23 protein-coding genes and 1 tRNA gene are annotated in these 25,370 nt (G+C 69.3%); 20 read left to right on the top strand and 4 right to left on the bottom strand.

The features are described 5' to 3' along the window. Positions 1-44: 44 nt before the first annotated feature. Positions 45-839 (top strand): glycerophosphodiester phosphodiesterase family protein, encoded by a 795-nt coding sequence (locus tag CWS50_RS08680; RefSeq protein ID WP_341472717.1) that lies wholly within the window; start codon positions 45-47, stop codon positions 837-839. Between the two features lie 29 nt (positions 840-868). Here CWS50_RS08680 and CWS50_RS08675 read toward each other — a convergent pair. Both CWS50_RS08675 and CWS50_RS08670 read right to left on the bottom strand, forming a co-directional pair. Then, positions 869-944 (bottom strand) — tRNA-Arg (locus tag CWS50_RS08675). Positions 945-1,086: 142 nt separating this feature from the next. Then, positions 1,087-2,526 (bottom strand): Nramp family divalent metal transporter, encoded by a 1,440-nt coding sequence (locus tag CWS50_RS08670; RefSeq protein WP_243118259.1) that lies wholly within the window; start codon positions 2,524-2,526, stop codon positions 1,087-1,089. 169 nt (positions 2,527-2,695) lie between these two features. Between CWS50_RS08670 and argS the strand changes: the two genes are divergently transcribed. The 19 genes from argS (at position 2,696) to CWS50_RS08585 (ending at position 24,024) form a co-directional block, all read left to right on the top strand. Beyond that, positions 2,696-4,372 carry an arginine--tRNA ligase gene (argS, locus tag CWS50_RS08665; RefSeq protein ID WP_127842474.1) on the top strand — a complete coding sequence of 559 codons (1,677 nt, stop codon included), beginning with the start codon at positions 2,696-2,698 and terminating at the stop codon, positions 4,370-4,372. 159 nt (positions 4,373-4,531) lie between these two features. Further along, a complete protein-coding gene (lysA, locus tag CWS50_RS08660) occupies positions 4,532-6,049 on the top strand; it encodes a diaminopimelate decarboxylase (RefSeq protein ID WP_127842473.1) in 1,518 nt (505 codons plus the stop codon). Positions 6,050-6,494: 445 nt separating this feature from the next. Further along, entirely contained in the window at positions 6,495-8,330 is a 1,836-nt protein-coding gene (locus tag CWS50_RS08655) for a DUF7926 domain-containing protein (protein ID WP_127842472.1), read from the top strand. Between the two features lie 309 nt (positions 8,331-8,639). Beyond that, positions 8,640-9,992 carry a homoserine dehydrogenase gene (locus CWS50_RS08650; RefSeq protein ID WP_243118258.1) on the top strand — a complete coding sequence of 451 codons (1,353 nt, stop codon included), beginning with the start codon at positions 8,640-8,642 and terminating at the stop codon, positions 9,990-9,992. A gap of 1 nt (position 9,993) precedes the next feature. Beyond that, on the top strand, positions 9,994-10,893 hold the full coding sequence (gene thrB, locus CWS50_RS08645; RefSeq protein WP_127843363.1) for a homoserine kinase: 900 nt from the start codon (positions 9,994-9,996) through the stop codon (positions 10,891-10,893). 816 nt (positions 10,894-11,709) lie between these two features. After that, positions 11,710-12,132 (top strand): P-loop NTPase family protein, encoded by a 423-nt coding sequence (locus CWS50_RS08640; RefSeq protein ID WP_127842470.1) that lies wholly within the window; start codon positions 11,710-11,712, stop codon positions 12,130-12,132. A gap of 312 nt (positions 12,133-12,444) precedes the next feature. Beyond that, positions 12,445-13,455 (top strand): hypothetical protein, encoded by a 1,011-nt coding sequence (locus CWS50_RS08635; protein ID WP_127842469.1) that lies wholly within the window; start codon positions 12,445-12,447, stop codon positions 13,453-13,455. Positions 13,456-13,663: 208 nt separating this feature from the next. Continuing rightward, positions 13,664-14,134 (top strand): hypothetical protein, encoded by a 471-nt coding sequence (locus CWS50_RS08630; protein WP_127842468.1) that lies wholly within the window; start codon positions 13,664-13,666, stop codon positions 14,132-14,134. A 179-nt stretch (positions 14,135-14,313) separates the two neighbouring features. Beyond that, complete coding sequence (locus CWS50_RS08625; RefSeq protein ID WP_127842467.1) at positions 14,314-15,216, top strand: LLM class flavin-dependent oxidoreductase; 903 nt, start codon at positions 14,314-14,316, stop codon at positions 15,214-15,216. Between the two features lies 1 nt (position 15,217). Next, positions 15,218-15,694 (top strand): NAD(P)H-dependent oxidoreductase, encoded by a 477-nt coding sequence (locus tag CWS50_RS13960; protein ID WP_306821253.1) that lies wholly within the window; start codon positions 15,218-15,220, stop codon positions 15,692-15,694. Positions 15,695-15,700: 6 nt separating this feature from the next. Then, positions 15,701-16,015, top strand: coding sequence for an NADPH-dependent FMN reductase family protein (locus tag CWS50_RS13955; protein ID WP_306821252.1), 315 nt, complete (start codon positions 15,701-15,703; stop codon positions 16,013-16,015). A 316-nt stretch (positions 16,016-16,331) separates the two neighbouring features. Next, entirely contained in the window at positions 16,332-18,497 is a 2,166-nt protein-coding gene (gene rho, locus CWS50_RS08615) for a transcription termination factor Rho (protein ID WP_127842466.1), read from the top strand. Positions 18,498-18,893: 396 nt separating this feature from the next. Then, on the top strand, positions 18,894-19,457 hold the full coding sequence (locus tag CWS50_RS08610) for a dihydroorotate dehydrogenase (protein ID WP_127842465.1): 564 nt from the start codon (positions 18,894-18,896) through the stop codon (positions 19,455-19,457). A 10-nt stretch (positions 19,458-19,467) separates the two neighbouring features. After that, on the top strand, positions 19,468-19,680 hold the full coding sequence (rpmE, locus tag CWS50_RS08605; RefSeq protein WP_119835858.1) for a 50S ribosomal protein L31: 213 nt from the start codon (positions 19,468-19,470) through the stop codon (positions 19,678-19,680). A 261-nt stretch (positions 19,681-19,941) separates the two neighbouring features. Continuing rightward, a complete protein-coding gene (prfA, locus tag CWS50_RS08600) occupies positions 19,942-21,030 on the top strand; it encodes a peptide chain release factor 1 (RefSeq protein ID WP_127842464.1) in 1,089 nt (362 codons plus the stop codon). Positions 21,031-21,135: 105 nt separating this feature from the next. After that, a complete protein-coding gene (locus tag CWS50_RS08595) occupies positions 21,136-22,125 on the top strand; it encodes a N5-glutamine methyltransferase family protein (RefSeq protein WP_127842463.1) in 990 nt (329 codons plus the stop codon). Positions 22,126-22,391: 266 nt separating this feature from the next. Continuing rightward, a complete protein-coding gene (locus CWS50_RS08590) occupies positions 22,392-22,757 on the top strand; it encodes an NAD(P)H-binding protein (protein ID WP_127842462.1) in 366 nt (121 codons plus the stop codon). After that, the gene (locus tag CWS50_RS12980) at positions 22,754-22,903 is read left to right on the top strand and encodes a hypothetical protein (protein WP_164860110.1); all 150 of its coding nucleotides are present in this window, start codon (positions 22,754-22,756) and stop codon (positions 22,901-22,903) included. Before CWS50_RS08590 ends, CWS50_RS12980 begins: the two co-directional genes overlap by 4 nt. Before the next feature lie 299 nt (positions 22,904-23,202). Next, positions 23,203-24,024, top strand: a complete 822-nt coding sequence (locus CWS50_RS08585; protein WP_127842461.1) for a TrmH family RNA methyltransferase — start codon at positions 23,203-23,205, stop codon at positions 24,022-24,024. A gap of 81 nt (positions 24,025-24,105) precedes the next feature. Here the strand turns inward: CWS50_RS08585 and CWS50_RS08580 are convergent, their stop codons facing one another. Continuing rightward, complete coding sequence (locus CWS50_RS08580; protein ID WP_127842460.1) at positions 24,106-24,591, bottom strand: MarR family winged helix-turn-helix transcriptional regulator; 486 nt, start codon at positions 24,589-24,591, stop codon at positions 24,106-24,108. Continuing rightward, positions 24,572-25,252 (bottom strand): DJ-1/PfpI family protein, encoded by a 681-nt coding sequence (locus CWS50_RS08575; protein WP_127842459.1) that lies wholly within the window; start codon positions 25,250-25,252, stop codon positions 24,572-24,574. Before CWS50_RS08575 ends, CWS50_RS08580 begins: the two co-directional genes overlap by 20 nt. Positions 25,253-25,370: the final 118 nt, after the last annotated feature.

Raw genomic sequence — 25,370 nt, 5'->3', positions numbered from 1 at the left:
GCGGGTAGAGGTGGGCTGCGGCCGCATAGAGAGGGAAGGATGACGTGGCTACCGAGAGGACTGTGAGCAGCCGCCCGCAGGTGATCCCCCACCGCGGTGGCAGCCGGGAGGTCCCGGAGAACACCTGGAGCGCGGTCGAGCACGTGAAGAGGCTGGGGCTGGACTGGATGGAGACAGACCTGCGCCTGAGCGCGGACGGCGTGCCTGTCCTCTGTCACGACGTGGACCTGGAACGACTGGCTGGGGACCCTCGTCAGGTCCGGGAAGTGATGTGGGCCGAGCTTGCCGACCTGGACGCCGGTGACGCTCGTGGGCTCGTCTGCCTGCCCGACCTCCTGGCAGCGTACCCGGACCTGCGTCTCAACGTGGACCTCAAGGAGTCCGACGTCGTCCAGCCTGCCTTGCAGGCTGTGCGGGACGCTGACGCGCTGGACCGTGTCCGCTTTGCCTCCTTCTCCGCGCGGCGCCTGGCGGTGCTACGACGCCAGGAGCCCAGGGCCACCACCTCGCTGGGGAGAGTCGATGTCCTCGGCCTCATGCTGCTGAGCGAGGCCTCAGTGCCGCTGCCGCACACCCGCTGGGGCTGGACCCGTGGTCGGGTGGACGCGGTCCAGGTGCCTGAGACCTACCGGGGAGTGACCGTGGTGACTCCCCGCCTCGTTGCCGCAGCGCACAGGATGGGGCTGGAGGTGCACGTGTGGACCGTGGACCTCCCGGAGCAGATGCGTCGTCTGGCCAGGCTCAACGTGGACGCGATCATGACTGACGTGCCTACCTTGGCCCAGGAGGTCCTGACCAGGAAGAAGGGGACTGGCAGACAGGGGAGGCAAAGGCCCTGAGGCGTCCTGCCGCAGATCTCGCCTGTCGCTGGTGCCCCGGACAGGATTCGAACCTGCGGCCTTCTGCTCCGGAGGCAGACGCTCTATCCACTGAGCTACCGGGGCACGGCAGGAAACTGTACCAGGGTGTCGACAGATCCGGAAAAGAGAGACGCGTCTCTGCCTGACTGGTCGCCGTAGATCTCTGTAAGACCTCTGCGGACCGTTGCCCATGGTTCCCGGCGGGTCCCGTTCCCGCGTTCGCCCGTCAGGCCTGTCCGGAGAGCGTCAGGACCACCAGGGCCAGGTTGAGCGCGATGATGAGGGTCGCTGCCGCCCGTGCTGACCAGCGCAGGACCGCTCCGTCACGCCACCGACCCATGACCTGCACCGATCCGGTCGTGCGTATGAGCGGTACCACGGCGAGCGGTATGCCGAAGGAGAGCACCACCTGGCTGAGCACCAGTGCCCAGGTCGGCTCCGCGCCTACCGCGATGACGACCAGGGCAGGGACCAGCGTGACGGCCCGGCGCAGTACCAGGGGCACGCGCAGGTGCAGCAGCCCGGCCATGATCTCCGATCCCGCGTAGGCCCCGACCGAGGTCGAGGCCAGGCCGGAGGCCAGCAGGCCGACCGCGAAGACCGTCCCGACCGCAGGGCCTAGCGTCGTCGTGATCGCCCGGTGGGCTCCCTCAATGGTGTCCGTCCCCTGCGCGCCCGACAGCGCGGAGGCCGCCAGGAGCAGCAGGGCGATGTTGACGGCTCCTGCGGAGACCAGCGCCCACACCACGTCGACCCGGGTGGCACGCAGGAGGCGCGCAGTGCGCTCGGCTCGTGCGCTGGTCTCCTCCGCCCGCCCGGCAGGGGAGCCGCTGCCCGGCGGGCTGCCATCGGCTGTGGCACTGGGGCTGGCGACGTCGGTGCTGGTGTCGGTGCTGGCGTCACGGTTGTGGTCACGTACCAGGGAGGAGTGCAGGTATATGGCGTGGGGCATGACGGTGGCACCCAGCATGGAGGCGGCTACCAGGAGGCTTCCGCTCCCCTCCAGGCGGGGCAGCACGCCGGCGAGGGTGGCTCCCCAGTCGGGGGGTGCCACAACCAGGCCACCGAGGAAGCCGATGGTGATCACCACGAGCAGGGCTATGACGGCTCCCTCGAATGTCCGCTGGCTGCGCCGCTCCTGGAGGGCCAGCAGGGCCATCGACGCGGCACCGACCAGGAGGCCCCCGGCCAGCAGCGGAAGTCCCAGGAGCAGGTGCAGGGCGACGGCCCCGCCGATGACCTCAGCCAGGTCGGTGGCAGCGGCGACGACCTCGGCCTGTGCCCAGTACGCGAGCCGCTGCGGGCGGCTCATGCGTCCGCCCAGGAGCTGCGGCAGGGACTGCCCGGTGACGATCCCCAGCTTGGCGGACTGGTACTGGATGAGCACGGCCATGGCGTTGGCGGCCACGAGCACCCACACCAGGAGGTAGCCGTAGCGGGCGCCGGCGGTGATGTTCGCGGCGACGTTGCCCGGGTCCACGTAGGCCACGGCGGCAACGAAGGCCGGTCCCAGGAGCGCCAGCAGGCGGCGCTGTGACCGGACTGGGCGGAAGCGCCGGGCATGGCGTGCCACAGCGTGTGCCACCGGGTCGCCGGGATCCTCGGGGGGCCGCAGGGCGTGTGGTGCGGGGTAGGCGGGCTCGTGGGTCATCGAGTCTGGGACCACCGGCTCTCGGGTATCAGGTTTCGGGTACCCGAAAATCTTAGCGCTCCGACCGGTCGCGGTCGAGCGGTGGGCCTCTGTGCTGCGTGCCGCACGCGGGTGTGAGCCGGTCTGAGCAGGTCCGGGTACGGTGTCGTACCGTCTGGATGCTGGCTGGCGGTACCCTGCGTGCGTGACCCCTGAAGAGCTTGCCGCAGCGATCCGTCGTGTCCTGGAGGAGGCCGTCGCTGACGGCTCCGTGAGCCTGCCGGAGGACGAGGTTCCTGATCCGCGCGTGGAGCGCCCCCGCAACCGGGACCACGGGGACTGGTCCACCAATGTCGCCATGCAGCTGGCCAGGAAGGCAGGCACAACCCCCCGCGCCCTGGCCGAGCTGCTCGTGGGGCGGCTGGCCGGGGTCTCGGGGGTCGCCTCGGCGGAGGTCGCAGGGCCAGGCTTCCTCAACATCCGCCTTGACGCCGCCAGCGCCGGGACGCTGGCGCGCACGGTGGTGGAGGCCGGTGCCTCCTACGGCAGAAACCAGGCTCTAACGGGCCAGCACATCAACCTGGAGTACGTCTCCGCCAACCCCACCGGCCCGGTGCACCTGGGAGGTGCCCGCTGGGCAGCGGTCGGGGACTCCCTGGCCCGCGTCCTGACGGCGTGCGGGGCCACCGTCACCCGCGAGTACTACTTCAACGACCACGGCACCCAGATCGACCGGTTTGCCGCGTCCCTGCTCGCCTCCGCCCGGGGGCAGGAGACGCCTGAGGACGGCTACGGGGGCTCCTACGTCGCCGAGATCGCCGACCAGGTCACCCGCGACGAGGTCGCCGCAGGCCGTCCCGAGCCCGCGACGCTGCCCGACGCGCAGGCGACGGAGGTCTTCCGTGCCTGCGGTGTCGCGCTGATGTTCGAGGCCGTCAAGGCCGAGCTCCACGCCTTCCGCAGCGACTTCGACGTCTTCTTCCACGAGGACTCCCTCCACACCTCGGGTGCAGTAGCCCGGGCCATCGCCCGGCTGCGTGAACGCGGTGTCATCGAGGAGCGCGACGGTGCCACCTGGTTGCGCACCACCGACTTCGGCGACGACAAGGACCGTGTCCTCATCAAGTCTGACGGCCAGCCTGCCTACTTCGCCGCAGACGTCGCCTACTACCTGGACAAGCGCGCTCGCGGGGCCGACTGCTGCATCTACCTCCTGGGCGCGGACCACCACGGCTACATCGGCCGCATGATGGCCATGTGCGCTGCCTACGGGGACGACCCGGGCACGAGCATGCAGATCCTCATCGGCCAGATGGTCAACCTGGTCAAGGACGGCCAGCCGGTGCGCATGTCCAAGCGTGCGGGCACGATCGTCACCCTGGAGGACCTGGTCGAGGCCGTGGGTGTGGACGCAGCGCGCTACGCGCTGGCCCGCTCCTCCATGGACTCCGCGATTGACATCGACCTGGACCTCCTGGCCTCCTCCTCCTCGGAGAATCCTGTCTACTACGTCCAGTACGCCCACGCCCGGACCCGCAGCGTGGCCCGCAACGCCGCCGAGCACGGGGTGAGCCGGGAGGCGGGCTTCGACCCGGCCGCCCTGGACACCCAGGCGGACTCCGCCCTCCTCGGTGTCCTGGCCCAGTTCCCGGCCACTGTGGCCCAGGCGGCCTCCCTGCGTGAGCAGCACCGGGTGGCGCGCTACCTGGAGTCTCTTGCTGCCGCCTACCACGCCTGGTACGGGGTCACACGCGTGACTCCTCGCGGGCAGGACCCGGTGGACTCCGGGCACGTCGCCCGCCTGTGGCTCAACGACGCCGTCACCCAGGTGCTGGCCAACGGGCTGGGGCTGCTGGGGGTCAGTGCCCCGGAGCGCATGTAGGGCCGCCCGGCGCTCCGGCACCGACCGCCTCCTGTGCCCGGTGCGCCCCGCCGCCTCGCCCGTGTCACGCTGGGTACGCTGCGGTGCGCCCTGTCTGCCTCGTCTTTGTCCCTGTTCGCCGTCCTGCTCGTAGCCGCTCAACGGACCTAAGGAGCCTTGATGCCCTCTGCCTCCTCCGCCCCGTCCTCTGCCGCCCCTGGCTCCTGCCATGTCGTCTCCCAGGTCCCCGACGGCGAGGCTCCCCTGGGCGCGCTGGTGTGCCCCGAGCCGCAGGAGCGCCCCGACCTGTGGCCAACCACGGCGCAGCGCACCCCCGGGGGCGCGCTGGCCCTGGGCGGCCTGCGGGTCAGTGAGATCCTGGGCCAGGCCCCCTCCCCGGTCTTCGTCCTGGACTGCTCTGACCTGCGTGGTCGTGCTGCCACCTGGAGCGCTGCCATGGCCGAGGAGTTCTGGTCTGGCTACGGCATGTCCGGGGGGGAGGCGTTCTACGCGGCCAAGGCCTTTCTCAGCACCGGAGTGGGACGCCTCGTCCTGGAGGAGGGGATGGGGATTGACACCGCCTCACGCGGTGAGCTGGCGGTGGGCCTGGACGCCCTGCGGGCGGTCGAGGGGAGCGATGCGGTGACGGCGGCACGTCGGCTGGGCCTGCACGGCAACGGCAAGACGCAGGAGGAGGTCGCCGCCGCTGTCTACCACCGTGTGGGGCACCTGGTCATCGACTCGCCCGAGGAGGTCGGCTACGCCGTCGCCGCAGTGCGTCGCTGGCGGGAGAGCGGGCACTACGCCCCCCAGGAGAGGGGTGGGGTCATGGTGCGCCTGACCACTGGTATCCATGCCGGAGGCCACGAGTACGTCTCCACCGCCCACGAGGACCAGAAGTTCGGCCTGTCCGTGTCCAGCGGCGCGGCACGTCAGGTGGTGGAGGAGGTCGTAGCGGCCGAGGAGCTGGAGCTGGTCGGCCTGCACTCCCACATCGGGTCCCAGATCATGGACCTGGCTGGCTTCCGGCAGGCGGTCGCCGTGGTCCTGCGTCTGCGCCACGAGGTTGCTGCCAGCACGGGGGTGCTGTGTCCCGAGATTGACCTGGGAGGCGGCTACGGTATCGCCTACACCGGCGACGACCCCGTGGCGCCCTCGCCCGCCGCTGTGGCCAGGACGCTGGCCCAGGCTGTGCGCCAGACCTGTGCCGCGCTGGGGGACTCCGTCCCCAGGGTCTCGGTCGAGCCGGGTCGCAGCGTCATCGGCCCAGCCGTGGTCACCTTCTACACCGTCACCGGGACCAAGCGTGTCGAGCTGGGGGCGGGTGCCAGCCGGATGTACGTGAGTGTGGACGGAGGCATGAGCGACAACATCCGGCCCGCGCTGTACGGCTCGGCCTACACCGCACTGCTGGCCAGCCGGCTGCCGGACGCGGGAGCAGGCCTGGTCCGCTCCCGCGTCGTGGGCAAGCACTGCGAGAGCGGTGACGTGGTGGTGCGTGACGTGGACCTTCCTGCGGACATCAGGGTCGGGGACGTGCTGGCAGTGCCCGCGACCGGGGCCTATGGCCGTTCCATGGCCAGTAGCTACAACCTGTTCACCCGTCCAGGTGTCGCCTGGGTGGAGGGCGGGCGTCAGGGCTGGGTGCTGCGCCCCGAGACGCTGGAGGACCTGCGTGGCCTGGAAGGGGACCTGTAGGAGAGCCAGCGTCGATCTGGGCTGCGCTCGTCTTCGCGCTGCCTGAGGATTGTCTGAAAATAGAGTGACCGAGCTGGAGGCATTTTATTGTTTGACCTCTGAATAGGGTTGACTGAGTCGGTGCTGTCGCGCGGGCCCGTCGTACGCGGCGGCTGTTGCTGACAGCGGTGCCATGGGGTGTACAGGCCTGCTGGGGCCAGTTTCGCGCCGGGGCCTGTCGGTATGGAGGCGGACCTGCCAGCTGCTGACGATTTCCTGTGAGAATCTAAACTCATCCTGGGTCAACAGAAAAAGGTGGACGTGGTCACTCCTTGTGACGCTGTGGTTACAATCATCGCGGACATGTCGCGGACGGTGCGCCAGCGCGCGTGCCGCGCTCCTGCGATGAAGGGAGACGATGACTCCCTCCGTCCTGTGTCCTCAACCCTTTGAACTCGGAGACCTTATGAACACAGTGTCAACGGGCATCGCGCCTCGCCGTGCCCTCGCAGGGGGGGCGGTTGCCGTGCTGGTTGCCGCCCTGGCCCTGGCCCTGGCCGTGGTCACCCCACTGGCATCCTCCGCTCAGGCCGAGGAGAACACGGGGATCACCGTCAGCAACATGAGCCTGACCCGCGTCAACGGCAACAATGAGCCGCAGGAGGGGGCACTGCTCTACTACGACAACGCCCGCCTGACCTTCGACTGGGACGCCTCAAGCGCGGACCTCCAGCCCGGCGACTCCTTCACGATCAACCTGGGTACCTACTTCGAGAACCTTCAGCGGTCCGAGTCGCTGCCCATGACGGTCAGCCACGACGGCTCCAACGTGGAGATCGGTACCTGCGAGCTCACCGCCAAGACAATCGTGTGCACCTTCTCCGACCAGGTTACCCGGCTGCGCTCAGCAGGCTTCCACGGGTTCAAGGGTCAGGGAACTGCCCTGCTGGCGATCACGGAGACGACCACCTCGGCGACGGCCGACATCACTGCCAACGGCACCACCTCGGTGGACCTGCCCGGCGAGGGAGGCATCGGGACCGGCCCAGGCTATGGCGACTGGGAGATCGACAAGTGGGCCTCCAGCTTCTACAACGACTACTCCGAGCTGACCTGGGGGGTCAACTTCGGCTCCAACTACGTGGCCGACCAGCTGGGCCTGACCCTGGACGGGCAGACGCGCCAGACCGTGACCTTCACCGACGAGCTCGGTGCCGGCTCCAGCTTCTCCACCGACATGAGCCGCTGGACCCTGGCGCTGAAGTACCTCAAGAACGACTCCGCCGGAGGCGGCGGCTCAGCACTCACCCGTGCGGACGGCACTGACGACAGCACGGAGCGCGGGGACTTCGACATGGACGTGTCCCTGTCCTCCGACGGCCGCACCGCCACGATCTCGATCACCGGGCCCTTCGAGGCCGACGCCGACTACGCCATGGAGTACCCCGTCTCCTTCGACGGCGGCCAGGCGACTCAGGGGGTCTCCTACACCAACTCCGTTGCCCTGGACGGCACCGGGGCCGGGGACACCGAGACCCGCTCCTACGTCCAGTACTTCGACATCTCCGTGGAGATGGAGCGGGGCTTCGGTACCTTTAACGTCACCAAGACGTTCGAGGGTGACCTCCCGTTTGCTGCTGAGGGCTCCACCTTCGTGGTGGACGCGGCCTACGAGCTCCCGGCACCAGCCAGCTCCTACTCCGGGTGGAGCGCCCCCGAGGGTGACGCCCCCTCGGGTGATGAGCGGTCCGGGACCACGTCGATGACGGTGACAGCCGGCGAGAGGACCCAGTTTGACGGGACCTTCCCGGTGGGGACCACCGTGACCCTGAGCGAGCACACCTCCGACGCCACCACTGATCACGCTGGGTACAGCTGGGGTGAGCCCGTGTTCGTGGTCGAGGGGGAGAGGACGGGCACCTTCACCATTGGTGACCAGGTCTCCACCAGTGTCTCGCTGATTAACACGGTGGTTTCCCAGGATGACTCCTCCACGCCTGCCCCGATGCCGACTGAGGACGAGGCCCAGCCGCAGCCGGGAGCCACCTCTACCTCCGAGGACCCTCCGGGAGGCACCGGCGAGGACGGTGGGAACCAGGCCACCACGGCGCAGGCCGACCCGGCGCCCGCCACGCAGGCGCCGACCCCCTCCGGGGGAGGCCAGAGCCTGGCCCGTACCGGTGCGAACGTGGCCGCGCTCCTGGCTCTTGCCGGAGCAGGTATCGGTGGCGGAGCCCTGCTGCTGTCACGTCGGCGGAGGTCCGGGGGCCAGGACACCTCCCAGACGTCTCCTATGGCGTGACCTAGGCGACGGATCCTGACAGGTGGCCCCGGCAGCGAGATCACGCTGCCGGGGCCACCTTCGTGCGTCGGCAGGGTCCCTGCGGGGTCCTGACAAGGCGGGACATGTCCTGGAGCGCGACGCTGCTCCCTGGAGGCGGCGTCGGCTGCCAGGCTGGTGTCACCTGGCCCTGAGCGCGCCTATGCTGTGCCGGAAGGGCTCGTGGAAGCGCGGTCCGCCAGCACGGTTCACTGCTGCGGTTGGCGGCACAGCAGCACGACAGGGCACGATGACAAGACACGACAAGGCAGGATGGCAGAGGTGGAATACGTGACCTTCCAGACAGGGCGCACTCTCACTGTTGGTGTCCTGGGGGCCGGCACCGTGGGAACACAGGTGATCAGGCTCCTGGGCGAGCAGGCTGACGACTTCGCAGTCCGTTCCGGTGCGCGTCTGGAGGTGACAGGTGTGGCCGTGCGTGACACGCAGGCACCGCGCGATCCTGCGGTCCCCCGCGACCTGCTCACCGACGACGCCGCCGCCGTGGCGACCAGCAACGACATCGTTATCGAACTCATCGGCGGTATCGAGCCTGCCCGTACCCTGATCCTGGCCGCCCTCAAGTCCGGGGCCAGTGTCGTCACCGGCAACAAGGCGCTCATCGCCGCCCACGGCCCACAGCTCTACGCTGCTGCGGCGGCAGCGGGCACCGACTTCTACTACGAGGCCGCCGTCGCTGGCGCCGTCCCCGTGGTCTACGCGCTTCGGGAGTCCATGGCGGGAGACCGGGTGACCAGCGTGCTCGGCATCGTCAACGGCACCACCAACTACATCCTGGACGAGATGACCACCAAGGGCCTCTCCTTTGCCGACGCCCTGGCCAGGGCCCAGGAGCTGGGCTACGCCGAGGCGGACCCGACGGCTGACGTCGACGGCCTGGACGCGGCTGCCAAGTGCGCCATTATCGCCTCCCTGGCCTTCCACACCCGGGTGGGCCTGGACGACGTCACTGTCGAGGGGATCCGCGACATCACCGCCGAGGACATCCGGGAGGCCCACGCCTCGGGCTGCGAGGTCAAGCTCCTGGCGGTCGCCCAGCGCCTGGGGCCGGGTGCCGGGGGTGGCAGCCAGGGTGCCAACGGTACCGGGGGCGCTGGCGGTACCTCTGGTATCTCTGTGCGCGTCCATCCTGCCCTCGTGCCGGCTGACCACCCCCTGGCCGGCGTCCACGGCGCCTTCAACGCGGTCCTGGTGGAGGCGGAGAGTGCTGGCCGCCTCATGTTCTACGGCCAGGGCGCTGGCGGCGCACCGACGGCCTCAGCGGTCCTGTCCGACGTCGTCGCCGCAGCCGCGCACCGGGTCCACGGGGGCCAGGCGCCGCGTGAGTCCAGCTATGCGGCACTGCCGGTCCTGGGGCCGGAGGCGGCCGTCACCCGCTACCAGGTCCAGCTGCTCGTCGATGACGCCCCTGGCTCGCTCGCCGTCATGGCCAGCGTCTTCGCCGACAACGGGGTCTCCATCAACTCGGTGCGCCAGAACGCCTACGTGGGGCAGGAGCGTGCCGTGGTCACGATCGTCACCCACCCGGCTGCCGTACGGTACCTGGACTCCGCTGTTGACGGGCTCAGGCGCTGCGACCGTGTGGTAGAGGTCGTCTCCGTGCGGCGTGTCGAGGGTGACTGAGGTGCGTCTGGCCCACGAGCGTGCCGCCGTGCGTGTCCCGGCGACGACGGCGAACATGGGACCGGGTTTTGACTCCTTCGGCATGGCCTTCACCTACTACGACGAGGTTGAGGTCCGTGCCGTCACGGGTGCCACCCGTGTGCGTGTGGAGGGCGTGGGTGCGGGCAGCGTGCCTGAGGGGGACGACAACCTGGTGGTGCGCGCCCTGCGCGCGGGCCTGGACGCGGCTGGTGCCCCGCAGGCGGGGCTCGAGATGCGCTGCGTCAACCGGATCCCCCACGGGGGCGGCATGGGCTCCTCGGCCAGTGCCGTGGTGGCGGGGCTTGTGCTGGCCCGCGGCCTGCTCTCCGACCCCCAGGTGCTTGACGACAGTGCTGTCTTCTCCCTGGCCACCGAGTTCGAGGGGCACCCGGACAACGTGGCCCCTGCGGTCTTCGGCGGGGCGACGGTCGCCTGGACGCAGGAGGACGGGGCCCCGTGCGCGGCGCCGATGCCCGTGGACGCCTCGCTGCCAGTGAGCCTGGTGGTGCCCCCCTCGACCACGCGCCTGTCCACCCAGCAGGCCCGAAAGGTGCTGCCGGAGTCCGTGCCCCGGGCCGACGCCCTGTTCAACACCTCCCGGGCAGCGGTGCTCATGCTGGCCCTGGCGGGACGTCCCGACCTGCTGCTGGCGGGAACCGAGGACCGGCTCCACCAGGAGTACCGCCGTAGCGTGCTGCCCTCCTCCATGGCGGTCATGGACTCCCTGAGGCAGCAGGGCTACCCGGCGGTCATCTCCGGGGCGGGGCCTACCGTCCTGGTGCTGTCCCGCCTGGAGGAGGGTGCGCGTGCCGCTCTTGAGAGGCACGGCTGGAGCGTGCTCACTCCCGGCATCGACCTGGAGGGGGCCAGGCTGGTCTGAGGGGCGTGGTCTGACCGCTGGGTGTTTGACGACTTTCCTGTTATCACACCCAAGGTGGCTCAATGTCCTCTCTGATTGTCCTGAAAGTTTTCTGGACAGTCATGTGGTGGTAGTTGGCAGTAGATTGCCTGACAGGTAGGTCCTATACGACCCTTTTCTGGGGTCTGGTTGTGAGGGCGTAGTTGTCTGGTCCCTACCTCCTTCTGATTTTGTGGATGTGCCACAAGGGGGGCTCGTGATAGTTGGGAAAGACGGACTTTTCCCTCTGGGGCTCTGGCCTCGAAACCTCTTCGGATAGCCTGTTATCCTTACTTCGAGTCAGCTGGCTGTCGGATCCTGCGAGTGGCTTGCCAATGTCTCGCTGCTATCTCACTTGTTGGGGGAGGACTCATGCGCCCGTTGTGCCCGCGTGCTTTCTCGGCGCGCTCTCTCTGCTCTGGTCGCGCTCTTACTGGCGCTGTCCGTTTCTGTTCCCTCGTATCGGTAGGGGTTTCATCCGGCGACGGATCGGGTTATCAAGTGAGGTCCGTGTCGTACAGCAGCGGTGCGCGCGTGTCGGGCACCACCCGCTCTACTCACGGAAACTGGGTGTACTACTCGGGCAGGGTGGACATCAGGAACTCGAACAATGTCACTGTGGGTAAGTACAGTGCCAGGACCCACAGGAGGACGGCTGTCAGGGTTGGGGGTAATATCACGGCAATCTTCGGCCCCTGACCCCTTTCCAGGGCGTGAGGTCCCGGGTCTGCAAGGATCTCTCTCTGCGTCCTGACCCCTGCGGTTCCTGGTCCTCCAGGTACTGAGGCCGGGCTCCTTATGACGCTGGCGGCACGCGATCTCGTCGTGTCCTTTGGACGTCACCAGGTTCTTGACGGACTGTCGCTGACGGCTGCGCCCGGAGTGACGGCGCTTGTCGGTCGAAACGGAGCAGGCAAGACCACGCTGCCGCGTGTGCTGCTTCTGGACGAGCCGACGGCTGGCTTAGACCCCGAGCAGCGTTCCGCCTTTCTGGGGCACGTGCGTGGCGTCGCCCATGAGGCTGTTGTCATTGTCTCCACCCACCTCATGGAGGACGTCGTGGGGTGCGCTACGCGGGTGGCCCTTGTGCATCGGGGGAGGATCAGCCGGGAGGCTGACCTGGCCGAGCTGGTTGGTCCTGACGGCACGGCGGACGTGCTCAGTCTCCGCCGGGAGCTCTTCCCGGGCTCTCATGCGCCCCAAGGTTCCCGGGACCTGTGATGAGGACTTTCCTGGCGCCCTGGCGAGGGGCGGTCCTCCTGGGGTCCCTGGCGGCGCAGGTTGCCCTCAGCTCCTTCTGGATGCAGCAGTCAGCAGCCCTGTGGTACGGGTGGTCCTCCGCAGCTGTCGGGGCGTGGGCGCGGGTTATGGTTCTTCCGTGCGTCGTCGCCTGCCTGACCGGGGCGGTCGTTGCCAGCGCGCACCGGGGGGAGGGGCTTGAGGAGGTCCTTGAGGTCTCCGGGTGTGGCCCGGGAGCCCGTGCCCGCCCGCTGGTGACCTGGACCTGGGCGGGTACCACAGTGGGGACCCTCTGTGGCGGTGGGCGTAAACCGTGCCCCTGCGGGTGCCCAGACCCGGGAGGCCGGTGCTGCGGTGCTGTGCGTTGTTGCCGCCGTGCTGGCCCTGGGGGCGGTCTGTTCGCTGGGAGTGCTTCTGGGCGCCCGGCTGCCGTGGTACCTGGCTTACACGACAGCCGTGGTCGTTCCCTACATGTGGATACTGCTCGTCAGCACGACGGGTCCCGTCGAAGGACTGGGTGCGCCGTGGGTGCCCGCTGACGATCTCCCGTGGGTTGCCTGGCGTACTGCGACAGTGACTCTTGTCCTGAGGGCGGCGCTGTGGGCGGCGGCCCTGCTGCTGGTCTGGCTGGTGCTGGCGCGTTGCCGCAGGAGCCTGCTGTGGGCCGGTGTTGTGACGCTGGTTGGCGTGTCTGTGGCATGCGGGCTGCATGGTGTGCGTTCAGTGCCCGTGGCAGGGGCTGAGGAGCCGGTGTGTCGTTCCGGCTCGGGGGTCGTGGTCTGCACCCCGCGTTTCGCTGCTGCAGGACTGGAGGACTACCACACGGATGTGGTCGCTCTTCTTGAGGTGTTTCCTGTGGAGATGCGGCCCACGGCAGTGGTGGGGGGCGTCGAGGCTGCGTCTGGCCAGGTCGAGGGGTATGACCTCGGGGAGGAGGTCCTGTATGCACCGTCGGGCTATGGTGAGGACGTGGACACGGCGCTCACTGCACGCACGGTGACGGCTGACTATCTCGAATGGCAGGTGCTCGCGGCTGGCTGCGCCGCTGAGGGAGCGGCAGAGGGCCAGGAGGGGACGGAGGTGCCTGACTCGATTGTCGTGCTGCTGCTGTGGTGGTGGCAGACTGCTGACGTGGATGGCGAGGCGTCGTCTGACTACCTGATGCTTCGTGACGGTGTTAACCAGTCCCTGGTGGACCGGGCTGATGCCCTGTCCGCCCAGGCGGACGGCGTCGTGAGCTCCTGGATGGCTGACAACGTGCAGGACATCCGTGACTGCTCCGTCGATCTCGCGGACCTGCCTTGAGTCGGCTCGTAGAGGCAGTGACGGTTGCCGTTGGCAGAGGTGGACCGCACAGTGGGTGCCCGGCGGAGGAGCGAGAACCTGTTCTGCGGTACCTGCTTGCGCCGTGGTGGTGGCCCCCGGCGGCTCTGGCTGCCTGGTGCCTGGCGGCGCTTGCCGCAGGCGTGGGGATTCCGCGTGTCAGCGCCGATCGCTGTCCCCTCCCGGGCCGATGGAGCAGCTGGGGACCTTTGCCACCGCGCTGGCTGTTGTCACGGTGGCAGTGCCGCTGCGTGAGCCGCTTCCCTGGTCCCTGGCTGTCTCGCCCAGGAGCGCTGGCCTCATCCGGCTGCTTCGGCTGGTCACGGCTGCCCTGGTCACCTGCGTTGGGGCGAGTGTCTCCGGGGCGCTGCTCCCGGTCACGGTCCTTCCCGCCATGCGGTTGTGGGGTGTGGTGCTGTGGGGCGGGCTGCATCTGGTGGTGCGCACAGTGGCGTCAAGACGCCTGGCGGTGCTTCTGCCGCTTGTGGTCGCCGCAGTGCTCTCCGTCCAGGGTATGTGTCCCTGGGAATGGAACCTTGTGTACAACGTGGAGGCCTTGGGGAGAGCGGCCCCTGTCGCCGTAGGGCTGCTGGTGTCCGGGAGCGGGGTGTGGCTGTGGGCCGGGGACGCCGATGACCGTCGGGCTGTTGCTGGAACGTGAGGTACCGGTGAGTCCGGTCGGCTGGAGGCTGAGTCGCCTGATGCGGGGTGCTCTCTAGTTTCTCTGTCCCTCCCGGCTGTGATGGGCAGGGGATGTGTGACGAAGGTCCCCGACTCTAGTAATTGAGCCATCAATCAAGTGGATCCTGTGCTTCCTTCAGACCGAGGAGAGGAGCCCGCATGCAGTTCGGCACCTTCACTGTCGGCGACGTCGTCGCCGACCCCGCGACCGGGCAGGCGCCCAGCGAGCACCAGCGCATCAGAAACACCGTGGAGATGGCGGTGGCCAGCGAGCAGCTCGGCCAGGGCATCCGCAAGGGCATCTCCCTGGCGGTGGAGCACTACGACCTCCTGCGCCAGCTGTGGCGTCGGACCAACGTGGACTGGGAGGGGGAGTTCCGCACCCCTCTGACGGACTTCACCTCCATGCCGCGTCCGCTCGACGGCGTACCGCCGTTTGTCTGGTACGCCTTGATCCGCTCGCCCCAGATCGCCGAGCGGGCCGCCTACTACGGGGACGGCTTCCTGCACAGCAACATCTTCTGGCCCATCGACCACGTCAGGAAGATGGTCGAGCTCTACCGTGAGCGCTTCGCTCACTACGGTCACGGCACCCACGAGCAGGCGGTCGTGGGGCTGGGCGGGCAGCTCTTCGTGGCCAAGACCCGGGGGAAGGCACTGGACCAGTTCGAGCCATACTTCCGCAACAGCTACGTGTACCAGGGGGCCGACCTGGAGGAGATGGTCCGGCACACGCCGCTGGCCGTGGGTGCCGCGCAGCAGGTGGTGGACAAGTACCTGACCTACCGTGACCAGATCGGTGACTACCAGCGCCAGGCCTTCATCATCGACATGGGCGGCATGCCCCACGCCGAGGTCATGAGGCAGCTGGAGATCCTGGGGACCAGGATCGTTCCCGCTCTGAGGGCGGAGCTGGAGGGCGCCCGGCCGACAGATGTCCCGGAGGCTCCGCTGCACCCGCGCCACCGGGCGCTCCTGGAGGGTGGCGAGCCCCCGGCGGAGGAACCCTTTGCCCTGGCTGCAGACTTTGACCCGCCGACCGGCCGAAAGGTGAGGATCTGACATGGTTGAGAGCACTGAGACCACTGGCCTGACCGAGGGTGCAGGGGGGAGCGCTGGTGTGGCTGACGCTGCTAGTGCAGGCGGTGCGGCGTGCCTGGCGGGTGGGGCCGAGGGCCAGCAGGGGCCTCGGCGGCCCGACGACGCCTATGACCGTACCCAGATGGGGCGCCTGGTCAGGCTTGTGACTGTCCACGCGGGCCTGGGGACGCCGTCGACCTCGGCGATGCTGGCCGAACGGCTCACCGAGGCCACGCGCCGTCACCTGGCCGAGGCCTCCCGCCTGGCCTCCGCCCAGGTGGTGGCTCTGCGGCCCCTGGCCAGTGACATCGCCCTGGCTGGGGTGGGTGGGCCGGTGAGTGAGCCCCTTCGTGAGGCGATCGACGCGCTGGCCCAGGCCGACGGCATCATTGCGGTCTCCCCGGTGCTCCAGGCGTCTTACTCCGGGTTGTTCAAGGGCTTCATGGACGTCCTGCCGTAGGGCACCGTGGAGGACGCCCCAGTTCTCATAGGGGCGACGGCTGGTACTGCCCGCCACTCCCTGGTCACCGAGACGGCCATGCGGCCGCTGTTCACCTACCTCAAGGCCCAGCCGGTGACGTTGGCGGTCTTTGTGGCCAGCGAGGACTTCGGGGCGTCCTGGGAGAGGCAGGCTCCTTCTGAGCAGCGCGAGGCGCCCCTGGGGGAGAGGATCGAGCGGGCGAGTGCGCAGATGGCCCGGCTTCTGCAGATCGCCTCCTGGCAGGCTCCTGTGGACGCCATGGCTGACTTCACGCCGATGGGGGACCTGCTGGGACGGTGACAGCCGGGCACCTGCTTGGCGCAGGCTCGGAGCACCCTTGATGGTGTAAAATGATCTACGTCACGCTGCATTCTGTGCCGCAGGCAGGGCAGTGTGTGCCTACCCACGGTGGCGAGGCGTAGTGGCCCTGTGGTGACGTGCTGCTATGATGCCGCTGTCGGCCGCTCGGACTGCACCGTGCCGTCGACTGCACGACCCCTGTTCATGAGGCGCAGCCTCAGAAGGAACGGGCGTGTGGGCTCTCTCCGTGGATGTCTGAGGAGAGGCCGTAGGTGAACGCCTCCCCGCGTCGCTCCATCACACCGTAAGGACACTCGTGACCGAGACCTCGACCGCCCAGCCCTCGCTTTCCACGATGCGACTGGCTGAGCTCCAACAGCTTGCTGGCCAGATGGGCCTCAAGGGCATCTCTCGCATGCGCAAGAGCGAGCTTGTCGCTGCCATCCGTGAGGCGGACGGCTCCCTTGACCCCGCTGACGCTCCTCCCGCTTGGCGTGGGTCCCGGCGGGCCGCTGGCAAGCCTGCTGCCGCAGCGGCAGAACCTGGCCCCACCCAGGACGCTGGTACCTCGGAGCCTCAGGACGCGGCTGAGGGCGCCCAGGCGCAGGCGTCCGAGACCACGCGCCCGCGACGTCGTCGTGCGTCGTCCGCCTCCCAGGCTGGTGGCGTGACCTCCCCGGAGGCGGCCCCGGCCCTTGACCTGGGGCTCGACGCGCCAGGCGGGTCTGGTGCCGATGCCCCTGGCGCCGACCACGGTGCTGGTGCTGAGGGCAGCAGCACGCAGGAGGCCGCTGCTGGTCGTGCCGAGCGGGGCGGGCGAGCTGGGAGGCGAGGCCGGGACACGCCGGACAGGCAGGAGAAGGTCCCTGGTGGTGACGGTGACGACGGTGAGGGGTCGTCGGAGCCCGCCGGGTGGGAGCCCCGCTCACGCGAGTCCCGTCGGGGGCGTCGTCGGGTACAGGCCGCTGCAGGCTCGCCCGAGGCCGCGCAGCGGGTTGAGCTCTCCGGCGGCGAGGCCCGCTCAGGAACCTCCGAGGGCCACCGTGACGCCAAGGCCGCGCTGATGCGGGACCTGGCTGACGCCACGGGTACCTCCGCGGTCGACTCCGACCGTGGTCGGCGCTCTCGTGACGAGAGCGGGGACGGCTATGACGAGGACCGGGGGGGTCGGCGGCGGCGCGGCCGTAAGCGCGGCCGGGACCGGGACGGCCGTGACAGCCGCGACGGCGGTGAGGGGAGCGGGCGCCAGGGCAGGAACCAGCCCCGCGAGGAGGAGGTCCTCCTGCCCGTGGCAGGCATCCTGGACGTCACCGACAACCAGCACGCCTACCTGCGGACCTCAGGCTACCTGTCCGGGCCCAAGGACGTCTACGTCCCCAGCCACCTCATCAAGGACAGCGGCCTGCGCGCCGGGGACGCCGTGACCGGGTGGGTGCGCGAGGGCGGGGAGGCCGCTGGCCTCACCTCTGGCGGGCGGGGCAACCGCCGCCAGGGCCGTGCGGGGCGTGTCAAGTACAACCCGCTGGTGAGCGTGGACACCGTCAACGGCATGGACTCCGAGCGGTCCAGGCGGCGTCCTGAGTTCTCCAAGCTCACCCCGCTCTACCCCCAGGAGCAGCTGCGCCTGGAGACCACCCCCAAGGCGCTGACCCCGCGCGTCATTGACCTGGTCTCGCCGATCGGCAAGGGCCAGCGCGGCCTCATCGTCTCCCCGCCCAAGGCTGGCAAGACCATCGTCCTCCAGCAGATCGCCAACGCGATCAGCGTCAACAACCCGGAGGCCCACCTCATGGTCGTCCTGGTGGACGAGCGTCCTGAGGAGGTCACCGACATGCAGCGCACGGTCAAGGGTGAGGTCATCGCCTCCACCTTCGACCGTCCGGCGTCGGACCACACGACCGTGGCCGAGCTGGCTATCGAGCGGGCCAAGCGTCTGGTCGAGCTGGGCCAGGACGTCGTCGTGCTCCTGGACTCCATCACCCGTCTGGGGCGGGCCTACAACCTGGCTGCTCCCGCCTCGGGGCGAATCCTCTCCGGCGGTGTGGACGCCTCGGCCCTCTACCCGCCCAAGCGCTTCTTCGGTGCCGCCCGCAACATTGAGAACGGTGGCTCCCTGACCATCCTGGCGACAGCCCTGGTGGATACCGGCTCCAGGATGGACGAGGTCATCTTTGAGGAGTTCAAGGGCACAGGCAACATGGAGCTGCGCCTGTCCCGCCAGCTGGCGGAGAAGCGGATCTTCCCGGCCGTGGACGTGGCTGCCTCCTCCACCCGCCGCGAGGAGCTGCTCATCGACCCCGCCCAGCTCAAGATCATGTGGAGGCTGCGTCGGCTGTTCACCGGGCTGGAGCAGCAGCAGGCCCTGGAGCTGGTGCTCTCCAAGCTCAAGGACACCCGGTCCAACGCCGAGTTCCTCATGGTCATCTCCAAGACGACACCGAGCGGCACCTCGCTGGCCGACGCCGACGCTGACACAGACTGACTCCGGCCTGTCCCGAGGGCGTTTCTGGGGCCTTGGTCGGGGTCGTGGTGGAGAGCGGCCGCAGTCTCGTCCCTCGGAGGTTCTTCTCATGCGCCCCGAGCAGGGAGGCGGCCGTCGGTGCCTGTCGGCACCGGGGTGGGCTCGACGACCTGCACGACCAGTGCTGTCTGGTGAGAGTTCTCACTTGGTGTTGCTGGGTCGTGCAGGTCGTCGGTGGGTTGTGATGATGTGTCGTGTACCGAGGCGGTAATTTCAACAAAATGAGGTGGCGTTTCGTCGAGAACAATATGTCTCGACGTAATGCAGTAAAGGTGTGTGCGACTTTCGGTTGACGCTAGTAGACTTGCTTTGAAACACTGTGCGTGACGTTGGGGTGGCGCGCAGTGTGGGTTATCGCTGAGAGCCTGCCTCTGGCGCGGGCTCGCGCGCGCCCGCGCCCACGACCACCCTTCGCTGGAAACCGTCCTGTGCGGCCCGCTCCTGCGCAACCCGGTGGGCCTGGTCGCAGGCTTCGACAAGAACATCGAGCTGACCCCGCTCATGGAGGACCGCGGCTTCGGATTCTCCACCGGGGGCTCGGTCACGCTGCCGCCGCGTGCAGGAAACCCTCGCCCTTGGTTCTACCAGTTGCCGCGCACGCGGTCCCTTGTCATCCACGCCGGTATGGCCAACAAGGGGCTGGTCGAGCTGCTCAGGCGCGGCGGGTTCACCAGCACCGCCCAGGCCGTGGGGGCAGACCACGGACCACGCTGCCTGGTTCGAGGAGGGGGCGGAATGTGCGGACCAGGCTGCCAGGCAGGCCCGCTAGCCTCGCGTGGTCGCCGTCGGACGGTGCGGTGGTCGGTCTCACTCGCTTCTGGCGGGGAGAGTCTTGCTGTGCCTGACCCTGTGGTGGCACAATCACCACGGCTCCGGTTCACCCACGCGCCCGCGCGGGACCCGGGACTCTCTGAGAGCTGAGGAGATCACCATGAAGCAGGGGATCCACCCCGACTACGTGGCCACCACCGTCACGTGCACCTGCGGCAACACCTTTGAGACTCGTTCCACCGTCACCAGCGGCGAGATCCGCGTGGACGTGTGCTCGGCCTGCCACCCCTTCTACACCGGCAAGCAGAAGATCCTCGACACCGGTGGCCGTGTGGCCCGTTTCGAGGCCCGTTACGGCAAGCGCAAGAAGTAGCGGCGCCTTGACGCCTCGTGCCTGTCCGGGTGGAGGGCCGACCTGTCCGCCGCTGCCAGCCTGACGACGTGCGACCTCGGGGTACGCTCTACGACTCTCCGGTAGGCGTGGGGCGTACCCCGAGGTCGCATTCTGTGTGGTGGGCCGCGCGCAGCCGCAGGCGTGCTGCGTCCCCGAGGCCGTAGGCTGGGCCGGGCTGCTGGGGCGACCCTGGCTCGCCTGCCCTTGGTCCGGGCCTGACCCTTCAGAGAAAGGTGAGTCATGAGCGTGGAGGACTTTTCCGCTGTGAGGCCCCTGCTGGAGGAGCACGCCGCGATCGAGGCCCAGATGGCCGGTGCGGCGGCTGCCGACCCTGGCGCTATGAGGCGCCTGGGCCGACGGTACGCGGAGCTGGGTCAGGTGGTGGCGGCCTACCGCGCCTGGGAGGCTGCTACCACCGATCTTGCCGACGCCGGGGAGCTGGCCGCCGAGGACGCGGACTTTGCCGCCGAGCTGCCCTCGCTGGAGGAGGCGCGTGACCGCGCTGCCACCCGCCTGCGAGAGCTGCTCGCCCCCCGCGACCCCGACGACGCCCGCGACGTCATCATTGAGGTCAAGGCGGGCGAGGGTGGCGAGGAGTCGGCTCTCTTCGCCTCCGACCTGGCTCGCATGTACACCCGCTACGCCGAGCGCCAGGGATGGGTCGTTGAGGTGATGAGCGCCACCGGCTCCGACCTGGGCGGGTACAAGGACGTGCGTCTGGCGGTCAAGACCAGGGGAGCGGTCGAGCCTGCGCAGGGAGTGTGGGCGCACCTGAAGTACGAGGGTGGTGTCCACCGCGTCCAGCGCGTGCCCGTCACCGAGTCCCAGGGCCGCATCCACACCTCCGCTGCCGGGGTGCTGGTCATGCCCGAGGCTGACGACCCCGGTGAGCTGGAGATCGACCCCGCCGACCTGCGCATCGACGTCTTCCGCTCCTCCGGCCCGGGCGGGCAGTCGGTCAACACGACGGACTCCGCCGTGCGGTTGACTCACCTGCCCACCGGCATCGTCGTGTCCATGCAGAACGAGAAGTCCCAGCTGCAGAACAAGGAGGCGGCCATGCGCGTCCTGCGTGCCCGCCTGCTGGCCGAGCGGGCTGCTGAGGCCGAGGCCGAGGCCAGCGCCGCCCGGCGCTCCCAGGTGCGCACCGTGGACCGCAGCGAGCGCATCCGCACCTACAACTTCCCGGAGAACCGGGTCGCCGACCACCGCACCGGCTACAAGGCCTACAACCTTGACGCCGTCCTTGACGGCGACCTGGGGCCGGTCATCGCCTCGGCCGTCGCCGTGGACGAGGCCGCACGGCTGGCCGCTGCCGGCGGGCAGTGAGGGCCAGTGGGTGAGGGCCGGTGAGGGTCGTGGTACCTCGCACGGGGAAGGGGGCCGGGGCGTATGCCCCCAGGTGGTCCCTCGGGGCCTCACGGGGGTATGACCATGGGCGTGCTTGACCGCTACGCGCTGCGCCGGGCTGTGCGTGAGGCGGGGGAGAGGCTGGCGCGTGCCGGAGTGGCCTCACCCGCAGCGGACGCCCGCCTGCTCGCCGAGCACCTGCTGGGCCGTCCGCTCGCGCTGGCCGAGGGTGCCGGTGAGGACTTCGTGGAGCGCTACGCGGTGCTGGTCGAGCGTCGTGCCACTCGTGAGCCGCTCCAGCACGTTCTGGGTGTCATGTGGTTCCGCGGCCTGGAGCTGGTCAGCCGCCGCGGTGTGTTTATCGTGCGCCCCGAGACGGAGGTGGTCGCTGAGGCTGCGATCGACGCCCTGAGGGGGGCGTTCCCAGGGAGACCAGAGCCTTGGGCCGGGGCTGGCGGCTCTCGGGTGGTCGGCGGGTCCCCGGGTGCTGGCAGTCCCTGGACGACTGGAGGGTCCCAGTCGGGAGCCTCGGTAACGCCCCTCTCAACGGTCTCGCCAGCCGCGCCGCTGGTGGTTGACCTGTGCACCGGGTCCGGGGCGGTCGCCGCCGCCGTGGCCCGGGAGGTACCCGGCGTACGCGTCGTCGCCGTGGAGCTGGAGGCGGCTGCTGCAGGCCTGGCGCAGGAGAACTGCCAGAGGCTGGTGCCGGGGCGGGTCGAGGTCGTCCACGGTGACGCCACGGACCCCGCTACCCTGGCCCGGCTGGACGGGACCGTGGACGTGGTGGTCGCCAACCCGCCCTACGTGCCTGCTGGCGCGGTCGAGGACGTCGAGACCCGCTGCTACGACCCGCAGGCGGCCCTGTACGGCGGGGGCGTGGACGGGCTGGCCGTGCCGCGCGCCGTCGTGGCCCGGGCCAGAGGACTGCTGCGTGAGGGCGGGGTCCTGGTCGTGGAGCACGACCCGGGCCAGTCCGCTGCGCTGCGCCAGGCGGCACTGGGTGCCGGCTTCCGGCAGGCCTCCACCGGCCAGGACCTCACGGGCCGGGAGCGCTACCTGCGGGCGGTGCGGTAGGTGCCCGCAGCCGCGTCAGCCGGCCTGGGCGTCGTCGTCACAGGTGAGCCAGTTCCTCACAGATGACCGAGTCCCTATAGGTGACTGACGTGCATGTCATCCGGTGAGGACTCGGTCACTGTCGGTGACTGGCTGCCGGGGCGCGCGTGGTGGAGGCACCTGCAGCGGGGGTGTGGCAGAGCCTGGATGCGTGCGTGCGGTCGTGGAAGGCTTTGTCCGCAGCGGCTCTCGCGCAACCGTCACCGCAGCAGCAAGAGAGGAAGACCATGACCACCGCGACCACCGCGACCACCGCGACCACTGTTGCCGTTATTGGGGCCACCGGCCAGGTGGGCCGGGTCGTGGTCAAGGAGGCGCTCAGCCGCGGGCTCACGGTGCGGGCACAGACCCGAAGCGCCTCCCGTGCGCGCCGACGGCTCCCCGAGGGGGCCGAGCTTGTCGAGGCCTCGCCGACTGACGCCGAGGCCCTGCGCCCGCTGCTGGCCGAGGCTGACGTCGTCGTCCTGACCCACGGCACCGACACCGACGGGAAGGGCGGCGCCACGTTCTACGACGTCGTGCGAGCCGTTATTGACGCGCTGGGTGAGGGGGTAGGGCACCTGCAAAGGGCAGGACCCATGTCAGTCTCATGACCACCATGAACGCCTCCCACTCCGCGACGGTGACCGGGTATGAGTTTGTGGAGTGGAAGCGGCGCGCCGAGAGGCTGCCGCTGGCCGAGGAGCCTCCTCACGTCCAGGAGGATCTTTGCTTGGCTGGTCGGCTGCGCGACCGGTGAGCGGCGGTGCGCGGGTGGACACGGAACCGGCCTGGCGGGCCAGTGGGAGGAGCGGCACCGCACGAGATCGAGCGATTCCTCAGGTAGATGACTGATTCCTCAAGTAGATGACTGACGCGCCTGTCGTTCCGTGAGGATTCGGTCAGTCTCGGTGAGTGGCTGTAAGGTCGCGGTGCCGTGCCCAGGCCTGGGACGCAGCAGGTGCGGGCGGTGTGCCAGGGTCCGCCCCGTCAGCCACCTGTCACAGTGGTGACACCGCTGGCTGGAAAGACCACCCGCCCCCATCCAGGAGGACTGAGATGTTGCCCGACTACGAGACTCTCACCGACCGGTCCGCGCCGTCGGCCCAGCGCATCGCTGACCTGGCGAAGTCGTCGGTGTCGCCAGGTAAGTCGGTCCTCATTGAGGACGAGGAGCCGCTGCTGGCCGCGCTGGGTGCGGGCCTGCGGTTCCTGGGCGTCTACGTCCTGGACTCCGTGGAGCCGCCGCGCGGCGTCGTCGAGACCTGTCAGCGGGCTGGTGTCCCTGTGACCGTCATGAGCGCGGTGCTGGCCACTGAGCTCTTCAGGTCGGACAAGCGCCCGGACGTGTTCGGTGTGGCACGGGCACCCCGGCCTCCGAGCGCTGACCAGCTCCGGGCGCAGGGGCGTGACGTCCTTGTCCTTGACGGCGTACGGATCGTGGGCAACATCGGTGCGATCGTGCGCAGTGCCTACGCCTTTGGGGCTGCGGGTGTGGTGCTGGTGGGGTCTGGACTCAGGAGCATTACCGACCGGCGGCTGATCCGGGCCAGCCGTGGCTACGTGTTCTCGCTGCCGGTGGCCCTCATGACGTGGGACGAGGTCTCCGGGCTGGTCGACCAGGCCGGGATGGACGTGGTGCTGCTGGACACCGACGGTGGCACGGGGCTGGACCAGGTGGCGGCGAGAACCGGGCCACAGGCCCTGGTGCTCGGGGCCGAGACGGTGGGGGCATCCGGTCAGGCGCGCCGCCTGGCCGCCACGACCGTCTCCATCCCTATGAACGAGGCGGTGGAGTCCCTCAACGTCTCGGTGACGGCGGGCATCTTGCTGCACGCCCGGTCCCGGTACAACCTTGCCCGGATGCGTGAGGGGCTCTGAGGATCCCTGAGGGCGCACGGGCGGCCCTGTGCCCGGACCGTGCGCGAGCAGCCGTGGCGAGGCGCGCGCATGAGACGGCTGTCACGAGGGGCCTGCTGGTACTGCGCCGCCGCTCTCCCGGTACCTGCGTGCGGCTGCCGTGACCTGGCGTGCCAGGTGGAGGACCAGGCGCAGGTCCGCCTCTCCGACCTCGGCACCGACGGCGTCGGCCCACGCGTGCTGCTCGGTGGCGAGTGCCTTGAGGGCCTCGTGCCCACGGCCGGTGAGCACCAGGAGGTTCTGACCACGCCGGGCAGGGTTGGGCTGCCAGGTCGCCCAACCTTGGGCCACCACGTCGTTGGCGACCCGCTGGACGCTCTGGCGCGACAGGCCCAGGCCTACCCGGCGGGCGATCTGGGCGACGCTCAGCGGCTCCTCCAGCACTGCACCCAGCACCCGCCAGCGGGCTGGTGTCAGCTCGTGGTGCGCGGTCATCATGGCTGCTGCGGCGAGGAGCTCTCCGCCCAGCTCGAGGACCGGCAGGACCAGTTCTGTCAGCGCGTCTCCCTCAGGAGTCCTGCCAGGCACGGGTCACCTCCTCCAGCTCCTCGTAGTGACGTGCGTCCCCGGTGAGGTAGAGGCGCTCCCAGGCGTCGGCAACTGCGGTGAGAACCAGGCCGCTGACCCGCATGACCTCGGCTGTGAAGGGGATGGCGTGGATGCCGGACGCGGTGGTGACCCCCTGGTCGGTGACCACAGGAGCCTGCGCATAGTGCCGCTCGCCACGGTAGCCGCTGGTCTCCAGGTACCCCTTGCTGTTGGAGGTGTGGGAGCGCGTGTCAAGGACCCCGTGGCGTGCCAGGAGGAAGGTGCCACCGCAGATGGCGGCGACGGGGACGCCGCGCTCCAGCAGCTCCTGGACGGCTGCGGTGAGCCGCTCGTGCCCCTGGGCGTAGGTCTCCCCGCCCGGGACCACCAGGGCGGCAAGACGGCCCTCCTCCGCCAGGGTGGTGAGCTCGCTGAGATCTGCGGACGGCGTGATGGGCAGACCTCCCAGGGAGGTCACCGGCTCCAGGCCGTCACCGACGAGCAGCAGGCGGAAGCGGCCGGGGCGGATGCTCTCCGCGGTGGTGACCTGGGTGGTCAGGTAGGCGTACTCCCAGTCGGCCATGGTGTCTGTGGTGTACAGGGCGATGACGCGTGAGGTGACGTGTGAGGACTGGGTAGTCAGATCGGGGCGCTCAGGCATGCTGGGACCGTACTGGTATTGACAGCATGCTGTCAAAGGGTGGTTGACCTGCCTCAGGCCGGTGCGGTCCCGGGCCGCGTGCGACCATGTGCTGCTGCACATCTTCGCGTGCCAGGCG

Origin of the sequence: Actinomyces wuliandei (assembly GCF_004010955.1) — a bacterium.
Classification (GTDB): domain Bacteria; phylum Actinomycetota; class Actinomycetes; order Actinomycetales; family Actinomycetaceae; genus Actinomyces; species Actinomyces wuliandei.
The sequence above is the reverse complement of the archived record's forward strand: the minus strand, read 5'-3'. Positions and strand labels throughout refer to the sequence as shown.